Source organism: Pseudomonas sp. PvP089 (genome assembly GCF_017875165.1).
Lineage (GTDB): Bacteria > Pseudomonadota > Gammaproteobacteria > Pseudomonadales > Pseudomonadaceae > Aquipseudomonas > Aquipseudomonas fortuita.
Window position 1 is genome coordinate 3,230,838 of record NZ_JAGGME010000001.1, and the last position, 22,524, is coordinate 3,253,361.

The following is a 22,524-nucleotide window of genomic DNA, read 5'->3' on the forward strand; positions in this document are numbered from 1 at the left end:
CCAGTATTGTGGTTTGTACTGTCCAGTTAAAGATGACATTGATGAACACACTTCCGTCGCAGCCAAGTGCTGAACGCGGGGCGTTCTCCAGTTTTGAGGCGTGTCGCAACTCCCGGCAGGGCCCCGTGGTGATCCTTGCCTCCGGCGCTTCTGCCAAGCATTTTCCGCTGGGCGAATTCGCACATCTGCCCATCATTGCCATGAACGGTTCAGTTTCGATGACCGCCGAGCACGGTATCCGGCCTTTTTTCTATGTATGTACCGACAAAAGCTTCCCCAAGCAACAGCCGGGCTTGTTCGCCACGGCGTTGCGTGACAGCGAGCGCCTGGCGCTCTGGCCCGAGCAGTATGCCGGGGCCGATGTGCCCGCCGACACCGAGTGTTACGCCTTGCGCAAAGCCGACACGCCGGGCCTGCTGGACGGTTTGCGTGGCCATGGTGACAGCTGCGTTTGCAACCGCGCACTGTGGAGCAAACGCAGCCGCTCGATTGCCTTCAGCAAAGACCTGGGCCAGGGTTTTTTCGATGCCCGCACAGTGGCGTATGTGGCGTTGCAGCTGGCTTATCACCTTGGCTTTGAAGAAGTGTTGCTGGTCGGGGTAGATCTCGATCAGCGCGTTGGGCGCTTTTACGAGAACGGCCAGGGGCAGTGTTCGCCGTGCGGGCTCGACCAGCATTGGGAGAGCCGTATCCTGCCGTCGTTGGCGCTGATGGCAAGGGAAGTGCTCAACGAGCATTTCCATGTCTACAACCTGTCGGCGAGGTCGCGCATTCCTGCCGACCTGATCCCCAAGGTCAACCTCAGCCAGGCGCGGCACATTGCCGGCTGTGCAATTACCTGAGCAAGAAAGCGGGTGCATGAGGAACTGTGGATGCGTACAGTAGGTTGATCGCCATCTGCGGAGCCCGCTATGTCCAGCGCTTTCACGTTCATGCAATCGCCCGTCGGCACCCTGACCCTGGTGGCCCGCGGCGAGTGCCTGGCAGCCGTACTGTGGGAAGAGGAACGGGAAAACCGCGTGCGGCTCGGTGCTTTGCACCGTGACGACCAGTGCCCGGTGCTACTGGACACCGCGCGGCAGCTTGGCGAGTATTTTGCCGGCAAGCGCCAGCGCTTCGAGCTGGCGCTGGATTTTGCCGGTACCGAGTTTCAGCGCCAGGTGTGGGCCGCGCTGCTGGCAATACCCTTTGGTGAAACCCGCAGCTACGGCGACATCGCCCGGCAGATCGGCAACCCCAGCGCGGTGCGAGCGGTAGGCGCTGCCAACGGCCGCAACCCGATCTCGATCATCGCCCCGTGCCACCGTGTGATCGGTGCCTCGGGCAGCCTGACAGGCTTTGCCGGTGGCCTGGCGGCCAAGCAGTATCTGCTGGCGCTGGAAGGTCGGCAAAGCCTGGCATTGGACTTGTAGGCGTCACCTGAACCAACTGGCGAGCAGGCAAACCAATATCGCAAGCACCGAGCCTGCCATCAGGGTGTACTGCCGATGGGCCCGGCGGGCATGGGCTTTCACCGTACGCAGGTACTCGCCGGGAGTGGGTGCATCGGGCCGATGGCGCAAACCCTCGGCCACGTCGGCAAGCTGGCCCCGGATCAGCAAACCGACCAGATAGTAGGTGCAGGCGTAACTCAGCAACGCCAGAAACAGGTAAATCATGGCGCGTGCAGGTGCAAAGGCAGGGCCATTGCGCTGGCATTGCCAGTGTCCAGTATGATCAGCCCCTCACTGTGATCATCCAGGCTGGCCAGCAAGCGCCCCTGGCTGTCCCACGCTGCCGACCCGCCGGCACCGATGAAGGTATCGGCCGGCCCCACGCAGTTGGCCATCAACACCGGCATTGACAGTTCACGTGCCACCTCGGGGTAATGCGCGTAGCCCTCGCGGATGCCCTTGGCGGTTTTCGCCACACTGACCAGATACAGGTCGGCGCCGTGCTCGCGGGCGGCGGCCGCATGCGCCATGAACATCGATTCGTAGCAGATCGCCGGTGCCACCCGATGGTTGCCTGCCTGCAGCAGCAGTGCCTGATCGCCTGGGGTGAAGTAGGGCAGCTCGTCATCATGCAGGCGCCGTTTGGCATAGGCCTGGCGCGGTGCCCCGGGGCTGAAGATCGGCATGCCGATGCGAATGCCGTCGGGTGTCGGCAACGGCAGGCCTACGGCAACGGTGAGACCCAAGCGGTCACTGGCTGCCTGCAGCGGGCCCAGCCGTTCAGAGCTGACCGGCAAGGCGGCCTGGCGCGCAAGGCTTGGCTCATAGCCGGTCAGCGACAGTTCGGGGAAAACCACCAGCTCGGCGCCAAAGGCCGCAGCTTGCTCGATGCAGGCCAGATGACGCTGGAGGTTGCCTGGCAAGTCGCCCTTGAGCGACGCCAGTTGCACGGCGCACAGTTTCATGAAAAACCCTTCCCTGGTTCAGGTTGAAGGGTCGAGCATACTATTGGCATCAATGGCTGTGCCAGTGAAGGGTTATTCAGGTTGCCGAGCACGTCGGCGTGCGCGGCTGGCGCGCCGTGTGCCATGCTATCCAATGAAGCGCCATGGGCCCGGCACACACCGGGGGCAGCCTGCATTTTACGCCCGCCATGGCAGCGCCTGCAGAGGGAGATTGCAATGGGACGGTTTCGGCGGTTAATCGCCAATATCCGGGGACGTGACTTGGCAGTGGGTGATATCCATGGCCACTTCCAGCGCCTGGAGCAGTGCCTGGATGCGGTGGGTTTTGATCCGGCCATAGACCGCCTGTTCAGTGTGGGTGACCTGGTCGACCGTGGGCCGCACAGCGAGGCCGCGCTGGAGTGGCTCGCGCGACCCTGGTTCCATGCGGTGCAAGGTAACCATGAGGCGCTGGCAATTACCCGCGTGCGAGGGGGGCGGCTTGACCTGGAGATGTACCGCGCAGCGGGTGGAAGCTGGTTCCTGGACCTGCCGCGCAAGGCGCAATTGCGTTTCGTGGAACGCTTCGAGCAATTGCCGATTGCCATCGAAGTGGAAAGCGCGGCCGGCCTGGTCGGGCTGCTGCATGCAGACAGCCCGTTTGCAGATTGGGCAGCGCTACGTTCCTGTCTGCAGCTGGATGACGACCCTGAAGTACGCCAGGTATGCCAGTGGTCGCGGCGGCGCCTGAAACAAGGTGATACGCAGCAGGTGCAGGGCCTGCGTGCATTGCTGGTCGGCCACACACCGGTGCTGGAGGCAAAGCTGCTGGGCAATGTCTGGCACCTGGATACAGGGGGGTGGGCTAGCGGCCATTTCACCTTGATGGACATGCGTACCCTGCAACTGGTCAGCCCTGCGCCAGATGCATCAACAGCGCGGCGGCCAGGATCACCAGCATGATCCCTGAGGCCCGCTCAAGCCACGGCAGGCTGCGAGCGAAATGCCGCAGTACTCGTTGGTTGCCGATGGCCACGGCGACCAGCAGGTCCCAGAGCAGGACGATGCTGAACATCCACAGCGCGTAGGCCGATTTCCAGCCGGCGCTGGCGCTGGCGACCATGCTGGCGAGGCTGGCATAGAACAGCGCGTTCTTGGGGTTGAGGATACCGGACAACAAGCCCATGCCCAGATTGCGCCACCAGCCTTGAACCCTCGTGTTGCCTGCGACTGCGCCCAGGCGGGTTTGCCCGGCGTGGCGCAGGAACAGAATGCCGATGTAAAGCAGATAGCTGGCGCCGGCCAGTTGCAGTGCAGTGAACAGCAGGCTGCCTTCCTGCAGCACAGACAGGCCGGTGAAGGCCATGGCGATGAACGCGCCATTGGCCAGGGCAATGCCCAGGCAGGCGCCGCTGGCGATGCGCCAGCCGCTGTTGATCGAACTGCGTGCGACCAGGAAGAAGTCCGGGCCGGGTGAGAGCAGGGCGAGGAAGTGGGCGAGGGCAATGATCAGGAACGGTTGCATGGGCGGCGCGGCTCTGCGGGAAAAACCGCAGTCTGCTGCCGGGCCTGCCCCAGCGTATTGAACAATATTGCAAACAAAGCGGGGCACTGTCCCTGTGCAGGAGCGCACAGGCCTCTAATCGCCCCGATACTGCCCCGGCGTCACACCCACATGGGCTTTGAATACCCGTTGGAAATGGCTTTGATCGGCAAACCCGAGGCGGTAGGCCACCTCCGCCAACGCCAGCCCTTCGCCCAGCAACTGCCGCCCGCGATTGACCCGGGCATTGAGCAGATAGGCATGCGGCGTCAACCCTGTGGCCGTGCGGAATGCGCGGATCAACTGGTAGCGCCCAAGGCCGGCCTCGCGGGCCAGCACCTCCAGGCTGAGTTGCGCGGGGTCCTGGCCTTCAAGGTGTGCGATCAAACCGCTCAACGCAGTTGCCCCCAAGGCGGGGGCTGCTGCCAGCGGGGCTTGGGCGGAAAAGTCCAGGTCACCCACAAAGGCAATCAGCGCCGCATCCTTCTCACTGTTGCTGGCGCTGGAGAACAGCAACCTGTTCAGCTCGCAGAACTGCCCATACACCGCTGGCACCCGGCAGATACGCGCCGGCTCACCGGGCCCGGCGCCGCCCAGCCCCGACTCCAGCCGCACCTGGGTCAGCCAGTCGGCATCCACATGCAGCATCTGGTAGCTCCAGGCTTGCCCGGGTTGGGGGTTGCAGGCATGTACGCGGTGGGCTGGCACCAATACCAGCGTGCCGGGTGTCAGCCGTTCCTGCCCATGTGCGGCGCCGCTGAAATGGCTGTGGCCAGCATCCACCGCACCGATGGAGAACGTCGGGTGGCTGTGGGCCTTGTAACAGGCGCGGCTATGACAGGCGCGGCGGCTTTCCACATGGGGGAGTGCCGGGTCGCGCCACAGCTCGGCGTGGGAGCGGGGCATCACAAGGTCCTCTATTTCGCCCGCAGCGTAACAGGTGCCGCGTACCCATACAGTTTTTATCGCTGGCTGTAACTTGACCGCAAGGCCCGGCACACGCCGAAATAGACGCCTGTTGCCCAAGGAAAACAACAATGGACCTTTCAAGCCTGCTGCTTTTCATCCCCGCCTGCTTCGCCCTGAACATGGCGCCCGGGCCGAACAACCTGCTGTCGCTGCACAACGCCAGCCGCTACGGCCTGCGCACGGCCTGCGTGGCCGGTGGTGGTCGCATCGTCGCCTTCAGCGGCATGATCGCCTTGGCGGCCATGGGCCTGGCCGTGGTGCTGCACACCAGTGAATACCTGTTCCTGGCCATCAAGGTAGTGGGGGCGGCGTACCTGTTCTACATCGCCTGGCAGCTGTGGCGCGCACCGGTAGGCGAGGCCGTGGTGGCAGCCGATCACCCGCGTGGCACCTGGCGCCTGACGCGGCAGGAGTTTTGGGTGGCAGCTGGCAACCCCAAGGCCATCCTGATCTTCACCGCCTTCCTGCCGCAATTCGTCTCGGTCGGCAGCACCACCCCGGTAAGCGAGCAGTTCCTGTGGTTGGGGCTGTTGTTCCTGCTGCTGGAATGGGCGGCCATAGCCCTCTACGCAGGCCTTGGCGCCTACATGCAGCGCTGGTTCAGCCAGCCCGGCCCGCGCCGTTTGTTCAACCGGGTCAGCGCCTCCCTGCTGGGCTGCGCCGGCCTCGGCTTGTTGGCGGCGCGCCGCTAGAACTGCCAGCGCACCCCCAGGTTGATGCCGCTGGCTTCCTGCTGGCGGCTGTCCAGGTTGGCGGTGTACTGCACGCCGCCATGCAGGCTCAGCGCTTCGCTGACCTGCGCCACCACGCCGCTTTCCAGTTGTACCGAGGTGTAGCGGTAGTCGGTCTTGATCTTGTCGACATCATCGAAGGTCAGGGTGTCGCGGCCACCGTCGCCGTGCCACAGGTTGACCTGCGCATAGGGTTGCAACAGGCGCCCGCTGCTCCCCGTGAACGCACCTTCCAGGCGCACACCCAAGCGGCCGGTCAACTCTACCTGGGCGTCATGGCTGATGCGCGAGACACTATCGCTTGCGCTGTCGAGCGAAACTTTTTGTGCAATCAGCTGGGCTTGTGGCTCCAGCGTCCAGCGTTCGGACAGGGCGATGGGGTAGCCGGATTCGAGCGATGCCGTCCAGGCATGGCCGTCGATGTCCAGCTTGTCGCCGCGCTGCGAGCGGGCCCGCCCATCGAGACGGGTGTACTGCAACACGGCATCCAGGTACGCGCCGTGCGGCCCGACCAACGCCCAGTAAGTGCCAACGCTGTCGCCATCGAGTTTCAGGTCGCCAACGCTGCGGTCTTGCGCGGCCAGGGCGAAACCTTTGACGTCGGCATCCAGGCGGCTGTGGCTGACGTAAAAGCCGACATGGTGGCGATAACCGCCATCGCCCGTCTTGGCATACAAGTCCTGGCCCACCTTGAAACCGTACAGGTCGCCCTCCAGGCTCGGGCTGACCGTACCGCTCCATTGCTGGCGAAGCGTGCCGCCGTAGGCCTGTCCCCAACTGGCAGGCAGGGCGCCTTCGCCTTTGAGCAACTGTTGGTCGCCCTGGCGTTGATGGAAGGTACCCAAGGCCTGGCGCGCGATGATCGCAGCGCCTCTTGGGGCGGCAGCGTAAACCGGGACTTCCGGGCGATACAGCGGCAGGCTTTCGCCTTGCACGGGGGCGGGCAGGTCGACCTGGCCAGGTGCCGGAGCGGCAACAGGTGGCGTCTGGGCCGGTGCTATTACCGGCGGCCTGCCCGGCTGTGAAGGTTGTGTGGGTTGTTCGGGCTCGGGGCCCGGTGCTGGAGCGGGTGGCGCGACTAGCGTCGAGCGCAGGTACCAGCTGTTTTCGCTGCCAGCGGTTACACCGCCCTTGAACAACCGGTAGTCATAGGCACCTACCGATAGCGTTTGCGTCTGCACGAATGCAGTGGCAGAGCTGGTGGCGCCGTCACGGGCTTCGACGAGCTGGATGCCGTTTTGTGCGGTTGTTGCACCCGCGCCATTGAGGTTGTTGACGAACAATCGCGTAGAGCCGCTGATGGCGCCGCGGCTGATCACCAGGCGGTCGGAGGCAGCGCCATCGCCTGCCAGTACGCTATTCAGGCGCAGTGTGCCGTTGTCACCGGTGTAATCGCCCTGAACAGTCAGGCGGCCCTGAGCGTCGTTGCCACGACTCAGGTCGAGGGTGCCGGCGTTGACTAACGATACCTTGCTGTCACTCTGGATGCTGACGATGCTGCCCTGGCGGCTGATCAGCGAGCTGCTTGCATCGATCAGAAGGGTGCCTGTCCCAGTGGCGGGGATCCCGCGTGGCTGATCGCTGCCGAGGTCTCCCAGCGTGAGGGTGTCGTTGAGGGTGAGCTGGCTGCCTTGCTGGAGGTTGATGGACTCCCAGTTGATGTACGACGCCCCTTGGCCGACCTGACTCTGCTCGAACGTCAGTGTGTCCGTGCCGGTACCGCCGTCCAGAATAACGGCAGAGTTACCGAGGTCGAGGGCGCGGACGATGGCGGTGTCATCGTCATTCTCCATAATGACCCGCTTACCGATCTGGCCGCCCGTCCAGGTAAATTCATCCGCGCCGTTGCCAGTGCGTATTTCGCCTTTGAGCGTGCCGCCGCTGATGGTTATCTTGTCAACGCCGCTACTGGTACTGATATCACCGCCGACGGTGACGCCTGCCATGATGATCGTGTCGTTGCCAAGCCCACTGACAACGTTGCCAACAACAACGGTTTCGACCCCGAGCCCCTGGGAAATTTCGAGGAAGTTGTCAGCGAGCTTGAGATCGATTCGGCCAATGCTGCCGCCTTTGAACCATGCGGTGTCACCGTCTTCAAAAGCGCCCGTGATGATGCCGCCGGTCATGGTGAACGTGTCCATGTCACCGCCCTGGTTCAACGACCCTAGCGTGCCGCCAGACATCGTGAAGGTGTCCTCGCCATTGCCTTGTTGCAATGACTGCACCGTCCCGCCGCTGAGGGTGAACTCATCAGCGGCATCGGTTTGCACGACGGCGCCGAGGGTCTCACCGGGTGTAACCGTCAGGGATTGGGAATGAGCCAGCAATGGCAGTGCCAGCAGGGGTAAGGGCAGCAGCAAGCGGGGGCATCGCATAGGCAGGTCTCCGGGTCCATTGAAGGGTCCACTACCTGAAGCGACGCCAACGGGGTGGCTTCGGCCCTGCCGGAGTTGTATGTAATGTTTGGCGAGGGGACAACTGGCAAAAATGTCAGGTGGCCCGCTGCCATCAATCGCGATAGAACGTTTGCACCAGGTGGTAGCCGAACTTGCTCTTGATCGGCCCGTGCACTACACGCAAAGGCTTCTTGAAAATCACCTGGTCGATGGCGCCGACCATCTGGCCCGGGCGGACTTCGCCCAGGTCGCCGCCGCGCTTGCCAGAAGGGCAGACCGAAAACTTTTTGGCCAGCACGTCGAAAGCCTCGCCGTTGGCGATGCGCTGTTTAAGCTTCTCGGCTTCGTCAGCGGTTTTGACCAGGATGTGGCGGGCTTGGGCTTTCATGGGGTACCTGTGCTTCGGGGCGAAAAAAGGGGCGCATTATGCCTGATAGACTCGCCTTGCAGGAGCGGCACAAGGCCGCTCCTGCAGGGGCCGCGGTAGTTATTCGACTTTAGCCTTTTGCACGTCCTGCGACGCCGACCAGATGCGGTAGCGCACCTCGACATCCTTGGGCACATACACCACCACCGGCAGCTTGCTGTTGTAGCGCAGCAGGAAGCCGTCACCGATCACTGGCACGAAGGCCTTGGTCTTCTTGCCATCCGGGCAGGCCATCAGGGTGCTGGCCGGGCCGCTGACTTTGTCCAGGCGGTAGTAGTTGTAGCCCCAGCCTTCCAGGGTGCGTTCTTCAAGGCTACCCCCCAAGTGCTGGCGATTGCAGTCGACTTGCAACGTTTTGCCGGCGAGGATCTCCAGTTTGTAGGCCGATTCATCGGCCTGTGCCGGCAGGTGGATGACCTGCCGGGTAAAGCCTTTTTCCGCCTCGGGGTAAGGCGCGACGTCCTTCAGGCTGGCCGCCATCGCAGGCGTGGCGGCAGCCAGGGTGAGGGCCAGAATTGCGGTCATCGGGGTAGGGCGCATAGGGCCTCCTTGCAGGTAAACGAATGCGAACCCGCCGCCAGGCCCAGGCCGCCCGTCACTGGGCCAACCAGCCACCGTCGACGTTCCAGGCGGCGCCGCGAACCTGGCTTGCGGCCTCGCTGCACAGGAATAGTACCAGTTCACCCAGGTGCTCGGGGGTGACAAACGCCAGCGACGGTTGCTTTTCGGCCAGCAGATCATGCTGTGCTTGCAGCGGATCGCCACCGTTGGCAGCACGATCTTCGATCTGCTTTTGCACAAGCGGGGTCAGTACCCAGCCGGGGCAGATGGCGTTGCAGGTGACATTGCTGGTGGCGGTTTCCAGGCCCACCACCTTGGTCAAGCCGACCACACCATGCTTGGCTGCCACATAGGCCGCCTTGCCGGTCGAGCCGACCAGGCCATGCACCGAGGCAATGTTGATGATGCGCCCCCAGTTGCGCGTGCGCATGCCCGGCAGGGCCAGGCGCGTGCCATGGAACACAGCTGACAGGTTCAGGGCAATGATCTTGTCCCAGCTTTCCAGCGGAAACTGCTCCACCGGCGCGACATGCTGGATGCCGGCGTTGTTGACCAGGATGTCGACGCCGCTGAATTCGTGCTCGGCCAGGGCGAACAACGCTTCAATCTGGGCCACGTCCGACAGATCGGCCGGATGGTGAACCACCTTCACTCCATGGCGGGCGATTTCGGCTATGGCCGGTGCCGCGTCGCCAAAGCCGTTGAGCACGATATTGGCGCCGGCGCGTGCCAGCACCTGGGCGATACCCAAGCCGATGCCGCTGGTGGAACCGGTAACGAGTGCAGTCTTGCCTGTCAGGGTCATGCAAAGCTCCTTTTCAAGTAAAGGCCGGGCGTGAAGACTCATTTTCTGGGGTCGAACGCTTCGCGCAAGGCATCGCCGATGAACACCAGCAGCGACAAGATCACCGCCAGCGCAAAGAACGCGGTAAAGCCCAGCCATGGGGCCTCAAGGTGTTGCTTGCCTTGGGTCACCAGCTCACCCAGCGAGGCACTCCCGGCCGGCATGCCGAAGCCGAGAAAGTCCAGCGCAGTCAGGGTGGTGATTGCCCCGGTCAGCATGAACGGTACATAGGTCAGCGTGGCGTTCATGGCATTGGGCAAGATATGCTGCAGCATCACCTGGCTGTCTGCCAACCCCAGCGCGCGAGCGGCTTTCACGTACTCCAGATTGCGCCCACGCAGGAACTCTGCGCGCACCACATCGACCAGGGTCAGCCAGGAAAACAGTGCCATGATCCCCAGCAGCCACCAGAAATCCGGCTCGACAAAGCCGCTGAGGATGATCAGCAGGTAGAGCACAGGCAACCCCGACCACACCTCCAGCAGGCGTTGGCCAATCAGGTCGACCCAACCGCCGTGGTAGCCCTGCACCGCGCCGGCCACTACACCGATGAACACGCTGACCACAGTCAGGGCGAAGGCGAACAGCAGCGATACCCGCGTGCCATACAACACCCGAGCCAGCACGTCGCGGCCCTGGTCGTCGGTGCCTAGCCAGTTGCTCGTGCTGGGCGGGCTGGGGGTGGGTACCAGCAGGTCGTAGTTGGGCGTATCGGCGCTGAACGGGATGGGCGCGAACAGCATCCAGCCGCCCTGGTCTGCGATCAATTGCCGTACATAGGCACTGCGATAGTCGGGCTGAAATGGCAGCTGGCCGCCGAATTCCTGCTCGCTGTAGCGCTTGAGCGCCGGCACATACAGCTCGCCCTTGTAACTTAGAAGCAGCGGCTTGTCGTTGGCCACCAGCTCAGCGCCAAGGCACAGCAGCAGCAGGCCGGCGAACAGCCACAGCGAGACCCAGCCCAGGCGGTTGCGGCGAAAGCGTTGCAGGCGGCGGCGCGAGACGGGGGACAGCATCAGTGCGCCCTCGTGTCGAAGTCGATACGCGGATCGAGCAGGGTGTACGACAGGTCACCGATCAGGCGGATCAACAGGCCTGCCAGGGTGAAGATGAACAGGGTGCCGAACACCACTGGGTAATCTCGCGACACGGCGGCCTCGTAGCTCAGGCGGCCGAGGCCATCGAGGGAGAAGATCACCTCGATCAGTAACGAACCGGCGAAAAACACCGTGATCAGTGCCTGCGGCAACCCGGCCACCACCAGCAGCATGGCATTGCGCAGCACATGGCCGTACAGCACCCGGCGCTCACTCAGGCCCTTGGCCCGGGCGGTGACCACGTACTGGCGGGAAATCTCGTCGAGGAAGGCGTTCTTGGTCAGCAACGTAAGGGTTGCGAAACCGCCGATCACCAAGGCCCCGACCGGCAGCACCAGGTGCCAGAAGTAGTCGGCGACCTTGCCCAGCAGGCTGAGCTCGGCGAAGTTTTCCGAGACCAGCCCGCGTACCGGGAACCAGTTGAGCGAGGTGCCACCGGCGAACAGCACGATCAGCAGCAGCGCGAACAGGAACGAGGGCAGTGCGTAGCCGACCACAATCAGCGCGCTGCTCCAGGCATCGAAGCGGCTGCCGTGGCGTACCGCCTTGCGGATGCCCAGCGGGATCGACACCAGGTAGGTGATCAGCGTGGCCCACAAGCCCAGCGACAGGGTCACCGGTAACTTGTCCAGGATCAGGTCAGTGACTTTGGCCCCGCGGAAGAAGCTGCTGCCAAAGTCCAGCCGGGCATACTGGCCGAGCATCAACCACAGCCGTTCGGGGGCCGACTTGTCAAAGCCGTACTGGCGCTTGATTTCTTCGATCAGTTTCGGGTCCAGACCGCGGGTGGCACGCGACTCGCCATGTACCACCTCGGCGCGTGCGCCGGGTGCACCGCCGCCCAGGCCTTGCAGACGCGCCACGGCCTGCTCCACCGGGCCACCCGGCGCGGCCTGGACGATGGCGAAGTTGACCAGCAGGATTGCCAGTAGCGTCGGGAGGATCAGCAGCAGACGGCGCAGAATGTAGGCGGTCATGGTGATAGCTTCCGGCGTTCGGCCATTTGCGCGTTGGTCAACGGGGTGGGGCTTACCTCCCACCAGGTGTCCAGGCCTTCGTCATAGGTGGCCTGGACCTTGGGCAGGCCAAAGCGGTTCCACCAGGCGGTGGAGCTGCCCGGCGGGTAGTAGTTGGGGATCCAGTTGTAGTTCCACTGCAGCACACGGTCCAGGGCATGGGCGTGGTGCAGCATGTCGGCCTGTGTGCCGGCGCGCACCAGACCGTCGATCAGGTGGTCCACGGCCGGGTCCTGCAGCACCATCAGGTTGTTCGAGCCGGGGTCGTGCGCGGCTGCCGAGCCAAAGTAGTTGTACAGCTCGGCACCGGGCGACAGGCTGACCGGGTAGCCGGTGACGATCATGTCGTAGTCCCGTGCCATCAGGCGGTTGACGTACTGGGCCGAATCGACATTGCGGATGTTCAGGGTGACGCCGATCTGTGCCAGGTTACGCTTCCATGGCAGCAGCAGGCGCTCCATGCCAGACTGGCCGTTGAGGAAGGTGAATGCCAGCGGTGTGCCCTGGCTGTTCACCAGGCGGTCACCTTCGGGGTGCCAGCCGGCTTGTTCAAGCAGGTCCAGGGCCTGCAACTGCTGCTTGCGGACAATCCCCGAACCATCGGTTACCGGAGCGGTGAACACAGTGGTGAAGACTTCGTCCGGTATTTTGCCGCGCAACGGATCGAGCAGCTTCAGTTCGTCGGCATCCGGCAGCTTGCGAGCCGCCAGCGGTGTGTTGGAGAACACGCTTTGCTGGCGGATGTACAGGTTGCGCATCATCTGCCGGTTGCTCCACTCGTAGTCCCACAGCATGCCCAGCGCCTGGCGCACGCGGCGGTCCTTGAACTGCGGCTGGTCGAGGTTGAATACGAAGCCCTGGGCAACCTGCGGTTTGGCCGGGCCCAGGTGCGCGCGTTGCAAGCGGCCATCGTCCAGTTGTGCGCCGTTGTAGCCCAGGGTGTAGGCGGTGGCGGAAAACTCGCGGTTATAGTCGTAGCCACCGCCTTTGAGCACCTGCCGCGCCACCTCGGTGTCACCGAAGTACTCGATGCGCAGCTGGTCAAAATTGTAGCGGCCCCGGCTGGCCGGCCGGTTGCGTGCCCACCAGGTCGGGTCTCGTTCGAAGGTGATGCTGCGGCCGTTGTCGATGCGCCCGATGCGGTATGGCCCGCTGCCAATTGGCTTGTCGAAACCCGCACCATTGGCGAAATCGCGCTGCTGCCAGTCATGTTCGGGTAGCACTGGCAAGCTGGCGAGGTCCAGCGCCAGGGTCCGGCCGTGGTCGGGCTTGAAGTCGAAGCGCACGTGCTGCGGGCCTTCCACGGTTACGCCGGTGACATCGGCGAACTGCGTGCGGTACTTGAGGCTGCCCTTGCTCATCAACAGCTCGAAGGTGAAACGTACGTCCTCGGCGCGCACCGGCTTGCCATCGGCGAAGGTGGCAAGCGGGTCTATCTCGAAACGCAGCCAGGCATCCGCCGGGCCACGCTCCATGCTGCGGGCAATCAGGCCATAGACGGTATAGGGTTCATCGAACGAGCGTACGGCCAGTGGCGCGTACAGCAGGCCGTCGACCTCGCTGACGCCGATGCCTTTGTCGATGTACGGCAAAATATGGTCGAACTGGCCGATCTCGATGGCCGAGCGGCGCAGGATGCCGCCCTTGGGGGCGTCGGGGTTTACGTAGTCGAAATGCTGGAAGTTGGGGGCGTAGCGGGGGGCTTCGTCGTAGACGGTGAGGGCGTGGCTGGGAGCGGCATGGACGGTAAAGCCCATGCACGAAAACACAAGCCCCCACAATACTTGTGGGAGCGGGTTTACCCGCGAATGCGTCGGAGCAGGCAACGAGGTTGTCTGGTCTGGCCTCTTCGCGGGTAAACCCGCTCCCACAGGGGGTCTGATCACCGGGAGGGAGAATCAGTCCTGGCGGCTGGTCACTTCCAGCAGGTGGTAGCCGAACTGGGTCTTCACCGGGCCTTGCACGGTGTTGACCGGGGCGCTGAACACCACGGTGTCGAACTCCTTGACCATCTGGCCTGGGCCGAACGAGCCCAGGTCACCGCCCTGACGGCTGGACGGGCAGGTCGAGTTGGCTTTGGCGATTTCAGCGAAGTCGGCGCCTGCTTCGATCTGGGTTTTCAGTTCGTTGCATTTCTCTTCGCTGCTGACCAGGATGTGGCGGGCGGTTGCACGGGCCATGGGTACTGCTCCTTGGGGTAAAAACGCAAGCCTAGCGCACTTGCTTGGGGTATGTCTCGCCAGGCTCGCAACCTTCGGCTCACAGTTTTAGTGCAGCCTCACGCAACAAGGTTTCGGTCGAGGCCCAGCCCAGGCAGCCGTCGGTGATCGAAACGCCGTACTTCAGTGCACCCTTGCCCAGCGCCTGGCAGCCGTCGAACAGGTGCCCCTCGATCATCACGCCAACGATCGAGCGATCGCCTGCCAGGCGTTGCTCCAGCACATCGTTGAACACCGCCGGCTGACGAGCCGGGTCCTTGCCGCTGTTGGCGTGGCTGCAATCGACCATGATGCGCGCCTGAACGCCAACCTTGGCCAATGCCTGACGGGCCATGGCGATGCTGTTGGCATCGTAGTTGGGCCCTTTGTGGCCACCGCGCAGTACCAAGTGCGTGTCCGGGTTGCCCAGGGTTTCGATGATTGCCGGGTGGCCCTGCGCATCCATGCCGAAGTGGCGGTGCGGGTGGGCTGCGCTGCGCATGGCGTCGGTGGCGATGGAAATGCCGCCGTCGGTGCCGTTCTTGAACCCGACCGGCAGTTCCAGGCCACTGACCATTTCGCGGTGAATTTGCGATTCGGTAGTGCGTGCGCCAATTGCGGCCCAGGCCAGCAGGTCGTCGAAGTAGCCGGCGGCCATCGGTTGCAGCAGCTCGGTGGCCACCGGCAGGCCACGTTCGATCATGCTCAGCATCAGCCCGCGGGACAAGGCAATACCCGAGTGCATGTCGTCGCTGCCATCCAGGTGCGGGTCGTAGGCCAGGCCTTTCCAGCCGACGGTAGTACGCGGTTTTTCGACGTAGGCGCGCATCACCAGCAGCAGCTTTTCACCGACTTCGCGGCTGAGGGCGGCCAGGCGGTCGGCGTATTCCAGCGCCGAGCGTGGGTCGTGGATCGAGCACGGGCCGACGATTACCAGCAGGCGCTCGTCGCGGCCTTCGAGGATGTTGCGGATGGCCTGGCGGTGGGCCTGGACTTGCTGGGCCAGTTCACTGGACAGCGGCATCTGTTGCTTGAGCAGGTGCGGGCTGGGCAGGCGCTTGCTGACCGTGGTGTTGGCTGCTTGCGGCTGAGTCAGGGGCAGGGCGAGGTTGGAAGCTTGCATGGCGTTTTTCCCTGGGCGGACGGCGGGTTCAGGCCCGCGCTGTCGGCCCTATCGAGGTGTTCGACAGATCGTTGAATTCGTATTGGCTGCTGCATTGCCACCTGTTGAGGACCGATCGGAGGCGGCAGGCTGGCCCGAACGGGATTGGCTAAATCGCCAGGCATAGGTGTTTGCGTCGTAATAAGTGGCGTAGTTCATGAATCTGTCCTCAATGTGAATCGGTGTTGTTCAAAGGCCTGAAAAGCAAAACCCCCGGTCGGGGAGCCGACCGGGGGTTTGAGTATTCTCATGTTCGGCGGCCCCTCGAAGGTGGGCGCCGTGTGGGTATCGGCGCCTAGTGGCTAAACCAATACCCGAAGTAATAGCTGGCAGGTGCCACGCAGCCGGCAACGGCCAGCACAGGGCGCAGTTTGCGACCGGTGTGGTTGGCGTGGTTGCGGGTGTGTGTTGGCATGTTGCTCTCCAGTGAATGAGCCCGAGCTTACTTCAGTTGCACCGGGCCATTCAATGGATAAATGCGATGAGCTCGATCATTTGTTTTTGTACTGGATGGTTCAATGGCCGTAGCGCCCGATCAGGCTCTGCGCCCCTAATGCGTGGCCTTGCAGCAACTGCAACAGACCGCTGCGGTCCAGTCCCTCGGGAAGCGTGCCCAAGGGCAGGTCTGTGGCAATGAGCGTCAGTGCGTAATGGTGCGGGTTGTCGCCAGCGGGTGGGCAGGGGCCTCGGTAGCTGAGGGTGCCCCGCGAGTTGCGCCCCACAGTCACGTATTGCCCACTGAGCCCGGCCATGCCTTCCTTGAGCCCATCGTGCTCCGGGTCAATGTTGTACGCGACCCAGTGCACCACGCCGATACCCTTGCCGCCGTCCGGGTCGAACATGATCAGCGCGAGCGACTGGGTACCTGCGGGCAGGTTGTTCCAACTCAGTTGCGGGGTGCGCTCCTCGCCTGCGCCGCAGGCCGGGTCCTGCCCGACCTGCTGCAGGGCGATCACGCCCCCATCAGTGAATGACGAGGAACTGATCGACAGCGCCCCTTGGTTGCTACTGCTTGCCAAGGCTGTGCAGGGCAGCAGGGCGGCGAGCAGCCAGGGTTTGACGTTCATGGCGAATCCTTGGCAGGGCTTTGGGCGCAGTGTAGCCGAGGCGTGCCTCAGTGGCTGTCCTGGTCCTCGGCGGTGCCGCCGGTGTGCCCGGCGCCAGAGCCTGTCGCCTCGCCCGTGCTGTTCGAACCGCCGCTGGCCCCGTCGGCGGCATCGCTGTTGCTGCCGGTGTCGCTGCTGTCGTTGTCCTGGCCACTGCCGGGGCTGTTGACGCTGCTGTCGTCACCGGCGGTCTTGCCGCCAGACTGGTCGGTTTGCGGACGGCTGTCGGTGTTGGTGTCGGTGGCAGCAAAGGTGGTGCCGGTGAGGCTGGCCAGCGCGAGCGCCAGGCACAGGGAGAGAGAGCGAATGCGGATCATGGAGGGTCTCCTTGGCGGATGATCTGTCATTCGTTTGGCTGCGCGTCAGGGCAGGTGTGCCTTTCGGGCGACGAGTGGTCACTCTGTGGGAGCGGGCTTGCCCGGCGAACACCGGCAAAGCCGGTGCCATACACAGCGTTGCCTGCTTCGCGGGACAAGCCCCACACCAGCCACTGTTCTCTGCGTGACAGCACAACCTATAAGGGATGAGTGGCCTCCCACAAGGAGTCGGCAACGGATTCAGACAGGCTCTGAGCGTTGCGCCGGGCTTTCCACGGGATCCAGCGGCGGATGCTCCTGCGCCGCATGCATCAGGTCTTCGGTTACCCGCAGCTCGGCGCCGGTTGGCGAGAAGGTGGTCGAAGCGGTGAACGGTGCCGGGTGCTCTGCGGCCGGGCGCTTGCCGCGTCGCCACATGAAAAAGCACACCATGGCCAGGTTGACCACGGCAAAGGCCCAGAACAACCCGGCCTCGCCAAACTCGGTCATCATGGGCGAAATGGCCACCGGCGCCATGGCCGAACCCAGTGAGTTGATCAACAACAAGCCTTGAATCATCGGTACCAGCGCGTCGGAAGGCGCGCGGTCGGCCGCATGGCTGACCGCCACCGGGTACAGCGTGAACACGCCACCACCCAGCAGGAACAGCATGGCCGGCAGCAGGAACGAGTCCGACGGCAGGAATACTGTGACCAGCGACAACACCACGCACAGTGCAGCCAGGGCAATCAGCACATCCTGGCGATCCTTGCGGTCGGACCAGCGGCCCACCGGGTATTGCAGCAGCATGGCGCCGAGGATCACCCAGGCCATCATGTTGCCGACCTCGCCCACGGCCAGGCCGATGCGCTGCAGGTACAGCGGCAGCAGGGCATAAATGCCGGCAATCGCCACCCCCGAACCAAAGCAGCCAACCAGGCCAGACGGTGCCACACCCAACAATTGGCGGGGTTTGAGGGGTTCGACCTGGTCCAGCAGTGGCGATACCCGCGGGAGGATCACGATGGGCAGTACCGACAGGGCAGCCAGTACCCCAGCCAGCATGAAGGGTGCGGTGTCGCCAAGCTGGGTGATTTCGCCAAGGCCTGCCTGGGCAATCACCCCGGCGCCGTAGAAGGCGATCATGTACAGCGCCAGCAGGCGGCCGCGGATTTTTGCATCGCCGGCCAGCAGCAGCCAGCTTTCGATCACCAGGAACACGCCGACTGCCGCCCACCCGTTGATCAGGCGCAGCACCGACCACCAGGTGACGTCGTAGAACAGCCCCTGCAGCAGGATGGTCGCGCCGATCAGCGAAGCGAAGCTTGTGTAGGCGCGGATATGGCCGATGCGCAAGATCAGCCGGTCGTTGAAGATGGCGCCCAGGGTCAGGCCTAGGAAGTAGGTGGACGAGACGACGCCGATGGTGGTGGCCGACTCACCGGCAGCGCCCAGGCGCAGGGTAGTCAGGGAAGACATGAAGCCGTTGCCCAAGGCAATGATGAACAGCCCGAGCAGGGGCGCCAGCGCCATGGCCAGCAAACGCGGAGACATACAAACCTCTAGTTGGATGAGCGGAATGAGCGCCTTCTCGGACGCGCACACCGGCTTGACCCGATAAGGGGCGAGTGGCGACACGGATGCGACCTGGGCAAGACTCAACCGCTGGACCCTTTGGGAATGGGCCGGGCGGGGAGGGTTGAGCCTATTTCACATGTGCGTTCATGTGTTCAGGCACGGACTCTGTCATTGCTGCGGGTTGCCACCGTTCAAGGCGACGGGCGAAAAGGAAGCGGGATTCTACGGGCTTGGAAGCTTTTGCCCAAGGGGCACGGGTATGCGACGAGACGCCGCAGTCCAAGGGCGACATGAACGTGTCTTGGGCAGACATCTTGGCGCCGCTGTGCAGCCCCGGCCATCTCACGGACTGCTGCATAATGCTGAACCCACCCCAAGGAAGGCCCATCATGTTCGCGTCGCTGTTCGCAGTCCTGGCCCCGGTCTTCATCGTCGCCGGCATCGGCTTTGCCTGGGCCCGCAAGGGCCTGGACTACCCCACCGATTTCATCGCCCGGGTTGTGATGACTGCCGGTACCCCGTCGCTGGTGCTGTCCACCCTGAGTCGCACCGAGCTTAACCCTGACGCCTTCACCAGCATGGCCTTGGCTTGCCTGCTGTGCACCCTGGGCATGGCCTTGGTCGCCTTGCTGGTGTGTCGTGCTTCGGGCATGCATTGGCGGGTACTGCTGCCGGCGTTCATGTTTCCTAATACGGGCAATATGGGCCTGCCGATCAGCTTGTATGCCTTCGGTGAGCACGGCCTGGCACTGGCCGTGGCGTTTTTCCTGACCTTGTCGATCGTGCAGTTCACCATCGGCATGGCCATCTCTGGCACAGCGGCTTCGCTCAAGGCGCTGCTGCGCAACCCTATTGTCATCAGCCTGGCCGGCGCCATGCCCATCATCTTTCTCGATTTCGAGCTACCGCGCTGGCTGGCAAACACTGCAGATTTGCTCGGCGGCATGACCATTCCGCTGATGTTGCTGACCCTGGGGGTGTCGCTGGCCAGCATTCGCCTGCGTCACGTGGGCAGCGGCCTGTTGCTGGGCGGCTTGCGCATTGGCCTGGGGGCTGCGATGGGCTGGGCAGTGGGGGCGGCGCTAGGCATGGACAACCTTGAGCACGCGGTACTGGTGGTACAGTCGGCGATGCCGGTTGCTGTGTTCAACTACCTGATGGCGGTGCGGGCCAATCGTGAGCCGGAGCAGGTGGCGAACCTGGTGATGTGTTCGACGGTGCTTTCGTTTGTCTGGTTGCCGGTGGTGCTGGCCTGGTGGATGTAAGCCTGTTCTGGCCTCTTCGCGGGGCAAGCCCGCTCACACAGGTCCAGCGCAGCCTTTGAAAGCTGTGCAGTCTCTGTGGGAGCGGGCTTGCCCCGCGAAGAGGCCGGCCGCGAACACATCAATCCTGGCTACGGGTATCGATACTGACCACTACTGACATCCCCGGCCGCAGGTGCCTGGCTTCCGGCTGGTCGGCATCCACGGTAATGCGCACCGGAATACGCTGGGCAATCTTGACGAAGTTGCCGGTGGCATTGTCCGCTTGCAGCAAGGCGAACTCCGAGCCGGTTGCTGGCGAGATCTGCTGTACATGCCCCTGTAGCTTCAGGTGGTTGAGCGCATCCACGGTGAAGCTCACCGGTTGGCCGATGCGTACATTGGCCATCTGGGTTTCCTTCATGTTGGCAATCACCCACAGGGTGTCGGGTACCAGGGCCATCAACTGCGCGCCGGAATTCACATAAGCCCCCAGGCGCGTGCCGATCTGCCCCAGCTGGCCGTCGCGCGGGGCGGTGACCCGGGTGTTGTCGAGGTCGATGCGCGCCAGCTCCACCGCCGCCTTGGCGTTCTCTACCGAAGCTTGTAACGCGGCCCGGTTGACCACCACCGTTTCCCGGTCTTGGCGAGCGATTTCCAGCGCCGCCTTGGCCTGGGCCAGGCTGGCGACGGCAGCGGCTTCGCTGGCACGGGCCAGGTCCAGGTCACGGCGCGACACAGAGCCGTCATTGACCAGCGCCTGGTTGCGGCCAAGGTCGGCTTTGGCCTTGGCTGCCTGGGCCGCCGCATCGCCGATGGCCGCCTGACGCTGGGCGATGGTGGCTTCGGCGCTGTTACGCTGCTGCAGGTTGTTGGCCAGGGCCGCCTGCTGTTGCTGCAGTTGGGCGATGGCCTGGGCCAGGCGCTGCGTGTAGATGCGGTCGTCCAGTTGCACCAGCAAGTCACCGGTCTTGACGAACTGAAAGTCGTGCACCGGCACGTCGACGATGTAACCACTGAGCTGGGGGCCAATGATGGTCACCTGGCCGCGCACCAAGGCATTTTCGGTACTTTCGATGGCGCTGCCGAACGGCGGCAGGCGCCAGGCATACAGCACCAGCAGGATGCCGGCCAAGGCCACGCAGGCGAAGCTGATCGTCGACAGGATGCGCACCCGCCGCGAACGCGTCGGGCTGGTGGGCTCGCTGGGCGGTGTGGTGCCTTCCGGGGTTTCGGCGATGGCGTTGGTGGTCGTGGTGCGGGTGTCGTCGGTCATCGGGTGGGCGCGCCGGGGGTGGAGTCGGTGGAAGTGGTCTGGCGCCTTGCGTACCAGAGCCAGGTGCTGCGGATGCAGATCCAGACCATGGTCAGGATAGCGATGCTGCCGATCAGCACGAACACATCGTTGTAGGCCATGACATTCGCCTCGCGGGTGGCGGCATTGGCCAGCACACGCATGCCAGCTTCGTTGCGCATGGCCGGGTCGGCGAGCAAGCCGCCGTAGCCGGCGCCACCGCTTTGAACACGGCTGGTCACCAACGGTTCAAGGTAGCTGAGGCGGTCCATCAGGTGGCTTGAATGAAACTTTTCGCGCCAGGTCTGGAAGGTGCCCAGCAGTGCCGCGCCAATCAGGCCGCCGAGGTTGTTGCAGATGCCAAACAGCACCGAAAAGCTCACCAGATTGCGCGGGTTGGCGCGCACATGGCTGATGCCCAGTGCCATCGAAGGGCCGAGGAAAAAGGTGCTGCCGAACGCCAGCAGGAACTGGCTGAAGTACATTTGTGCCGGGCGGGTGAGGTTGCTGGAGCTGCTGTCCATGAACGCGCCTGTGGCCATGGCCAGTAGCGAGACGAGCAGCGGGATCACCAAGTGGTTGGGGTTGATGGTCAGGGCACTGCTGGCCAGGCCAGCCACAGCCCCCAGCAGCATGATCCAGTACAGCGTGCGCATCTGCTCGCTGCCCATGTTGAGCACCTGCAGGAAACCGACCGCACCGGTGGACTGTTCGGACGTGACCATGCGGATCAGTACCACACACAGGGCCAGGCGAATGATTGCACCGCTGCCCAGCCAGTGGGTCATCAGCAACGGGTTGCGGCGGTTGTGCTCGATGGCCAGGCCTGTGAAGATCAGCGCGATCGATGCCGCCAGTGCCACGCCGATCCACGGCGCCTCCAGCCACCAGTCTATGCGCCCCAGCGACAGCGCCGCGCAGAGCAGGGCGGTGCCGCTGGCCATCAGTGTAAAGGTGAGAAAATCCAGTGGTTCGAACGTCTTGAAGCGGTCACCGGGCGGCAGCTTGAGCATCAGTACGCACCCCAGCGCAGTCAGCGCCAGGCCCAGTTCGAACAGGTACAGGCCACGCCATTCGGCGATCTGCAGCAAGTCTTCGGAAAAGATCCGCGCCAGCGGCAGCGCCAGCTGCGAGGCGCCCAGGCCCAGTACCATGGCCTTTAGCCGCCATTTGGCGGGGAACGCCTGAATCATGTAGTACAGCCCCAGCGAGCTGAGCGCTGCGCCGACCATGCCGTGGGCCGCACGCACGGCAATGGCCGAGTTGAGATCGTTGACCAGCAGGTGGGCGAAAGTGACCAAGGCATACAGCACCAGGAACACTTCGGTGAACGCGCGCAGGCCGAACTGCTGGCGGAATTTCACCAACAGCAGGTTCATGGACACGTTGGTCATGACGTAGGCGGCCGGTAGCCAGGCCATTTCTGCCGTGGTCGCACCCAGGGCGCCCTGCAGGAACACCAGGTTGGCGGTGACCAGCGCGTTGCCCAGGCCACCGGTAATTGCCACCAGCAGGCCAACCACGCCGTAGGCCAGGCGCTTGGCTGGCGAATGCAGAGGCGTGGAGGGCGAGCCCGGCAGGCTGGGTTTTTCGTGGGGGAGCCACTGGCGAGGGGCGTATTTGTCCATGGGACAGACTGTACTTGAGCGGCGGTTGGTGCTGCTAGGTGCATCCTTTGGTTTTTG

23 protein-coding genes are annotated in these 22,524 nt (G+C 63.7%); 5 read left to right on the top strand and 18 right to left on the bottom strand.

Annotation, left to right across the window (positions count from 1 at the left end; all coding sequences use genetic code 11):
- Positions 1 to 41 precede the first annotated feature (41 nt).
- Complete coding sequence (locus J3A71_RS14785; protein WP_096426123.1) at positions 42 to 842, top strand: lipopolysaccharide biosynthesis protein; 801 nt, start codon at positions 42 to 44, stop codon at positions 840 to 842.
- A 69-nt stretch (positions 843 to 911) separates the two neighbouring features.
- The gene (locus tag J3A71_RS14790) at positions 912 to 1,412 is read left to right on the top strand and encodes a methylated-DNA--[protein]-cysteine S-methyltransferase (RefSeq protein ID WP_016487312.1); all 501 of its coding nucleotides are present in this window, start codon (positions 912 to 914) and stop codon (positions 1,410 to 1,412) included.
- A 3-nt stretch (positions 1,413 to 1,415) separates the two neighbouring features.
- Here J3A71_RS14790 and J3A71_RS14795 read toward each other — a convergent pair whose 3' ends face one another.
- A complete protein-coding gene (locus tag J3A71_RS14795; protein ID WP_016487311.1) occupies positions 1,416 to 1,658 on the bottom strand; it encodes a hypothetical protein in 243 nt (80 codons plus the stop codon).
- On the bottom strand, positions 1,655 to 2,398 hold the full coding sequence (locus J3A71_RS14800; RefSeq protein WP_096426122.1) for a carbon-nitrogen hydrolase family protein: 744 nt from the start codon (positions 2,396 to 2,398) through the stop codon (positions 1,655 to 1,657). The genes J3A71_RS14795 and J3A71_RS14800 overlap by 4 nt, the downstream gene beginning before the upstream one ends.
- Before the next feature lie 216 nt (positions 2,399 to 2,614).
- Between J3A71_RS14800 and J3A71_RS14805 the strand changes: the two genes are divergently transcribed.
- Positions 2,615 to 3,340, top strand: coding sequence for a metallophosphoesterase (locus tag J3A71_RS14805; protein ID WP_096426121.1), 726 nt, complete (start codon positions 2,615 to 2,617; stop codon positions 3,338 to 3,340).
- On the opposite strand, the gene J3A71_RS14810 is transcribed toward J3A71_RS14805, so the two are convergent.
- Positions 3,288 to 3,902: a LysE family translocator gene (locus J3A71_RS14810; RefSeq protein ID WP_096426120.1), complete on the bottom strand. Its 615-nt coding sequence runs from the start codon at positions 3,900 to 3,902 to the stop codon at positions 3,288 to 3,290. The genes J3A71_RS14805 and J3A71_RS14810 overlap by 53 nt on opposite strands.
- Before the next feature lie 114 nt (positions 3,903 to 4,016).
- Positions 4,017 to 4,826 carry an AraC family transcriptional regulator gene (locus tag J3A71_RS14815; RefSeq protein WP_096426119.1) on the bottom strand — a complete coding sequence of 270 codons (810 nt, stop codon included), beginning with the start codon at positions 4,824 to 4,826 and terminating at the stop codon, positions 4,017 to 4,019.
- 131 nt (positions 4,827 to 4,957) lie between these two features.
- Here J3A71_RS14815 and J3A71_RS14820 point away from each other — a divergent pair, with 131 nt between their 5' ends.
- Entirely contained in the window at positions 4,958 to 5,581 is a 624-nt protein-coding gene (locus J3A71_RS14820; protein ID WP_016487306.1) for a LysE family translocator, read from the top strand.
- Here J3A71_RS14820 and J3A71_RS14825 read toward each other — a convergent pair.
- The 12 genes from J3A71_RS14825 to J3A71_RS14880 all read right to left on the bottom strand — a co-directional run bounded on the left by J3A71_RS14825 (position 5,578) and on the right by J3A71_RS14880 (position 18,280).
- Entirely contained in the window at positions 5,578 to 7,998 is a 2,421-nt protein-coding gene (locus J3A71_RS14825; protein WP_096426118.1) for an autotransporter outer membrane beta-barrel domain-containing protein, read from the bottom strand. The two genes, J3A71_RS14820 and J3A71_RS14825, sit on opposite strands and share 4 nt — an antisense overlap.
- A 133-nt stretch (positions 7,999 to 8,131) precedes the next feature.
- A complete protein-coding gene (locus tag J3A71_RS14830) occupies positions 8,132 to 8,407 on the bottom strand; it encodes a peptidylprolyl isomerase (protein ID WP_016487304.1) in 276 nt (91 codons plus the stop codon).
- 99 nt (positions 8,408 to 8,506) lie between these two features.
- Positions 8,507 to 8,986, bottom strand: a complete 480-nt coding sequence (gene eco / locus J3A71_RS14835; RefSeq protein WP_016487303.1) for a serine protease inhibitor ecotin — start codon at positions 8,984 to 8,986, stop codon at positions 8,507 to 8,509.
- Between the two features lie 55 nt (positions 8,987 to 9,041).
- A complete protein-coding gene (gene hbdH, locus J3A71_RS14840; RefSeq protein ID WP_096426117.1) occupies positions 9,042 to 9,812 on the bottom strand; it encodes a 3-hydroxybutyrate dehydrogenase in 771 nt (256 codons plus the stop codon).
- Between the two features lie 38 nt (positions 9,813 to 9,850).
- A complete protein-coding gene (locus tag J3A71_RS14845) occupies positions 9,851 to 10,867 on the bottom strand; it encodes an ABC transporter permease (RefSeq protein ID WP_096426116.1) in 1,017 nt (338 codons plus the stop codon).
- A complete protein-coding gene (gene yejB, locus J3A71_RS14850; protein ID WP_016487300.1) occupies positions 10,867 to 11,925 on the bottom strand; it encodes a microcin C ABC transporter permease YejB in 1,059 nt (352 codons plus the stop codon). Before yejB ends, J3A71_RS14845 begins: the two co-directional genes overlap by 1 nt.
- Positions 11,922 to 13,721 (bottom strand): extracellular solute-binding protein, encoded by a 1,800-nt coding sequence (locus J3A71_RS14855; RefSeq protein WP_096426115.1) that lies wholly within the window; start codon positions 13,719 to 13,721, stop codon positions 11,922 to 11,924. The genes yejB and J3A71_RS14855 overlap by 4 nt, the downstream gene beginning before the upstream one ends.
- A 141-nt stretch (positions 13,722 to 13,862) precedes the next feature.
- Complete coding sequence (locus J3A71_RS14860; RefSeq protein WP_023048866.1) at positions 13,863 to 14,144, bottom strand: peptidylprolyl isomerase; 282 nt, start codon at positions 14,142 to 14,144, stop codon at positions 13,863 to 13,865.
- Between the two features lie 79 nt (positions 14,145 to 14,223).
- The gene (locus J3A71_RS14865; RefSeq protein ID WP_209952986.1) at positions 14,224 to 15,285 is read right to left on the bottom strand and encodes a 3-deoxy-7-phosphoheptulonate synthase; all 1,062 of its coding nucleotides are present in this window, start codon (positions 15,283 to 15,285) and stop codon (positions 14,224 to 14,226) included.
- 554 nt (positions 15,286 to 15,839) lie between these two features.
- Positions 15,840 to 16,391: a YbhB/YbcL family Raf kinase inhibitor-like protein gene (locus tag J3A71_RS14870; protein WP_023048864.1), complete on the bottom strand. Its 552-nt coding sequence runs from the start codon at positions 16,389 to 16,391 to the stop codon at positions 15,840 to 15,842.
- A 47-nt stretch (positions 16,392 to 16,438) separates the two neighbouring features.
- Complete coding sequence (locus J3A71_RS14875; protein ID WP_016487294.1) at positions 16,439 to 16,747, bottom strand: hypothetical protein; 309 nt, start codon at positions 16,745 to 16,747, stop codon at positions 16,439 to 16,441.
- A gap of 240 nt (positions 16,748 to 16,987) precedes the next feature.
- On the bottom strand, positions 16,988 to 18,280 hold the full coding sequence (locus tag J3A71_RS14880; protein WP_016487293.1) for an MFS transporter: 1,293 nt from the start codon (positions 18,278 to 18,280) through the stop codon (positions 16,988 to 16,990).
- A gap of 413 nt (positions 18,281 to 18,693) precedes the next feature.
- On the opposite strand from J3A71_RS14880, the gene J3A71_RS14885 reads away from it, so the two are divergent.
- Positions 18,694 to 19,569 (top strand): AEC family transporter, encoded by an 876-nt coding sequence (locus J3A71_RS14885; protein ID WP_096426114.1) that lies wholly within the window; start codon positions 18,694 to 18,696, stop codon positions 19,567 to 19,569.
- A 118-nt stretch (positions 19,570 to 19,687) separates the two neighbouring features.
- Here the strand turns inward: J3A71_RS14885 and J3A71_RS14890 are convergent, their stop codons facing one another.
- The gene (locus J3A71_RS14890) at positions 19,688 to 20,821 is read right to left on the bottom strand and encodes an HlyD family secretion protein (RefSeq protein ID WP_016487290.1); all 1,134 of its coding nucleotides are present in this window, start codon (positions 20,819 to 20,821) and stop codon (positions 19,688 to 19,690) included.
- Positions 20,818 to 22,467, bottom strand: a complete 1,650-nt coding sequence (locus tag J3A71_RS14895; protein ID WP_060517896.1) for an MFS transporter — start codon at positions 22,465 to 22,467, stop codon at positions 20,818 to 20,820. The genes J3A71_RS14890 and J3A71_RS14895 overlap by 4 nt, the downstream gene beginning before the upstream one ends.
- Between the last annotated feature and the right edge of the window lie 57 nt (positions 22,468 to 22,524).

What these genes read in the sequence shown, in the direction of transcription:
- J3A71_RS14800 (WP_096426122.1), bottom strand. Translation starts at nt 2,398, where the DNA reads ATGAAACTGTGCGCCGTGCAACTGGCGTCGCTCAAGGGCGACTTGCCA.
- yejB (WP_016487300.1), bottom strand. Translation starts at nt 11,925, where the DNA reads ATGACCGCCTACATTCTGCGCCGTCTGCTGCTGATCCTCCCGACGCTA.
- hbdH (WP_096426117.1), bottom strand. Translation starts at nt 9,812, where the DNA reads ATGACCCTGACAGGCAAGACTGCACTCGTTACCGGTTCCACCAGCGGC.
- J3A71_RS14875 (WP_016487294.1), bottom strand. Translation starts at nt 16,747, where the DNA reads ATGATCCGCATTCGCTCTCTCTCCCTGTGCCTGGCGCTCGCGCTGGCC.
- J3A71_RS14805 (WP_096426121.1), top strand. Translation starts at nt 2,615, where the DNA reads ATGGGACGGTTTCGGCGGTTAATCGCCAATATCCGGGGACGTGACTTG.
- J3A71_RS14785 (WP_096426123.1), top strand. Translation starts at nt 42, where the DNA reads ATGAACACACTTCCGTCGCAGCCAAGTGCTGAACGCGGGGCGTTCTCC.
- J3A71_RS14880 (WP_016487293.1), bottom strand. Translation starts at nt 18,280, where the DNA reads ATGTCTCCGCGTTTGCTGGCCATGGCGCTGGCGCCCCTGCTCGGGCTG.
- J3A71_RS14830 (WP_016487304.1), bottom strand. Translation starts at nt 8,407, where the DNA reads ATGAAAGCCCAAGCCCGCCACATCCTGGTCAAAACCGCTGACGAAGCC.
- J3A71_RS14860 (WP_023048866.1), bottom strand. Translation starts at nt 14,144, where the DNA reads ATGGCCCGTGCAACCGCCCGCCACATCCTGGTCAGCAGCGAAGAGAAA.
- J3A71_RS14790 (WP_016487312.1), top strand. Translation starts at nt 912, where the DNA reads ATGTCCAGCGCTTTCACGTTCATGCAATCGCCCGTCGGCACCCTGACC.
- J3A71_RS14795 (WP_016487311.1), bottom strand. Translation starts at nt 1,658, where the DNA reads ATGATTTACCTGTTTCTGGCGTTGCTGAGTTACGCCTGCACCTACTAT.
- J3A71_RS14870 (WP_023048864.1), bottom strand. Translation starts at nt 16,391, where the DNA reads ATGAACGTCAAACCCTGGCTGCTCGCCGCCCTGCTGCCCTGCACAGCC.
- J3A71_RS14895 (WP_060517896.1), bottom strand. Translation starts at nt 22,467, where the DNA reads ATGGACAAATACGCCCCTCGCCAGTGGCTCCCCCACGAAAAACCCAGC.
- J3A71_RS14890 (WP_016487290.1), bottom strand. Translation starts at nt 20,821, where the DNA reads ATGACCGACGACACCCGCACCACGACCACCAACGCCATCGCCGAAACC.
- eco (WP_016487303.1), bottom strand. Translation starts at nt 8,986, where the DNA reads ATGCGCCCTACCCCGATGACCGCAATTCTGGCCCTCACCCTGGCTGCC.
- J3A71_RS14815 (WP_096426119.1), bottom strand. Translation starts at nt 4,826, where the DNA reads ATGCCCCGCTCCCACGCCGAGCTGTGGCGCGACCCGGCACTCCCCCAT.
- J3A71_RS14855 (WP_096426115.1), bottom strand. Translation starts at nt 13,721, where the DNA reads ATGGGCTTTACCGTCCATGCCGCTCCCAGCCACGCCCTCACCGTCTAC.
- J3A71_RS14810 (WP_096426120.1), bottom strand. Translation starts at nt 3,902, where the DNA reads ATGCAACCGTTCCTGATCATTGCCCTCGCCCACTTCCTCGCCCTGCTC.
- J3A71_RS14820 (WP_016487306.1), top strand. Translation starts at nt 4,958, where the DNA reads ATGGACCTTTCAAGCCTGCTGCTTTTCATCCCCGCCTGCTTCGCCCTG.
- J3A71_RS14845 (WP_096426116.1), bottom strand. Translation starts at nt 10,867, where the DNA reads ATGCTGTCCCCCGTCTCGCGCCGCCGCCTGCAACGCTTTCGCCGCAAC.
- J3A71_RS14825 (WP_096426118.1), bottom strand. Translation starts at nt 7,998, where the DNA reads ATGCGATGCCCCCGCTTGCTGCTGCCCTTACCCCTGCTGGCACTGCCA.
- J3A71_RS14885 (WP_096426114.1), top strand. Translation starts at nt 18,694, where the DNA reads ATGTTCGCGTCGCTGTTCGCAGTCCTGGCCCCGGTCTTCATCGTCGCC.
- J3A71_RS14865 (WP_209952986.1), bottom strand. Translation starts at nt 15,285, where the DNA reads ATGCAAGCTTCCAACCTCGCCCTGCCCCTGACTCAGCCGCAAGCAGCC.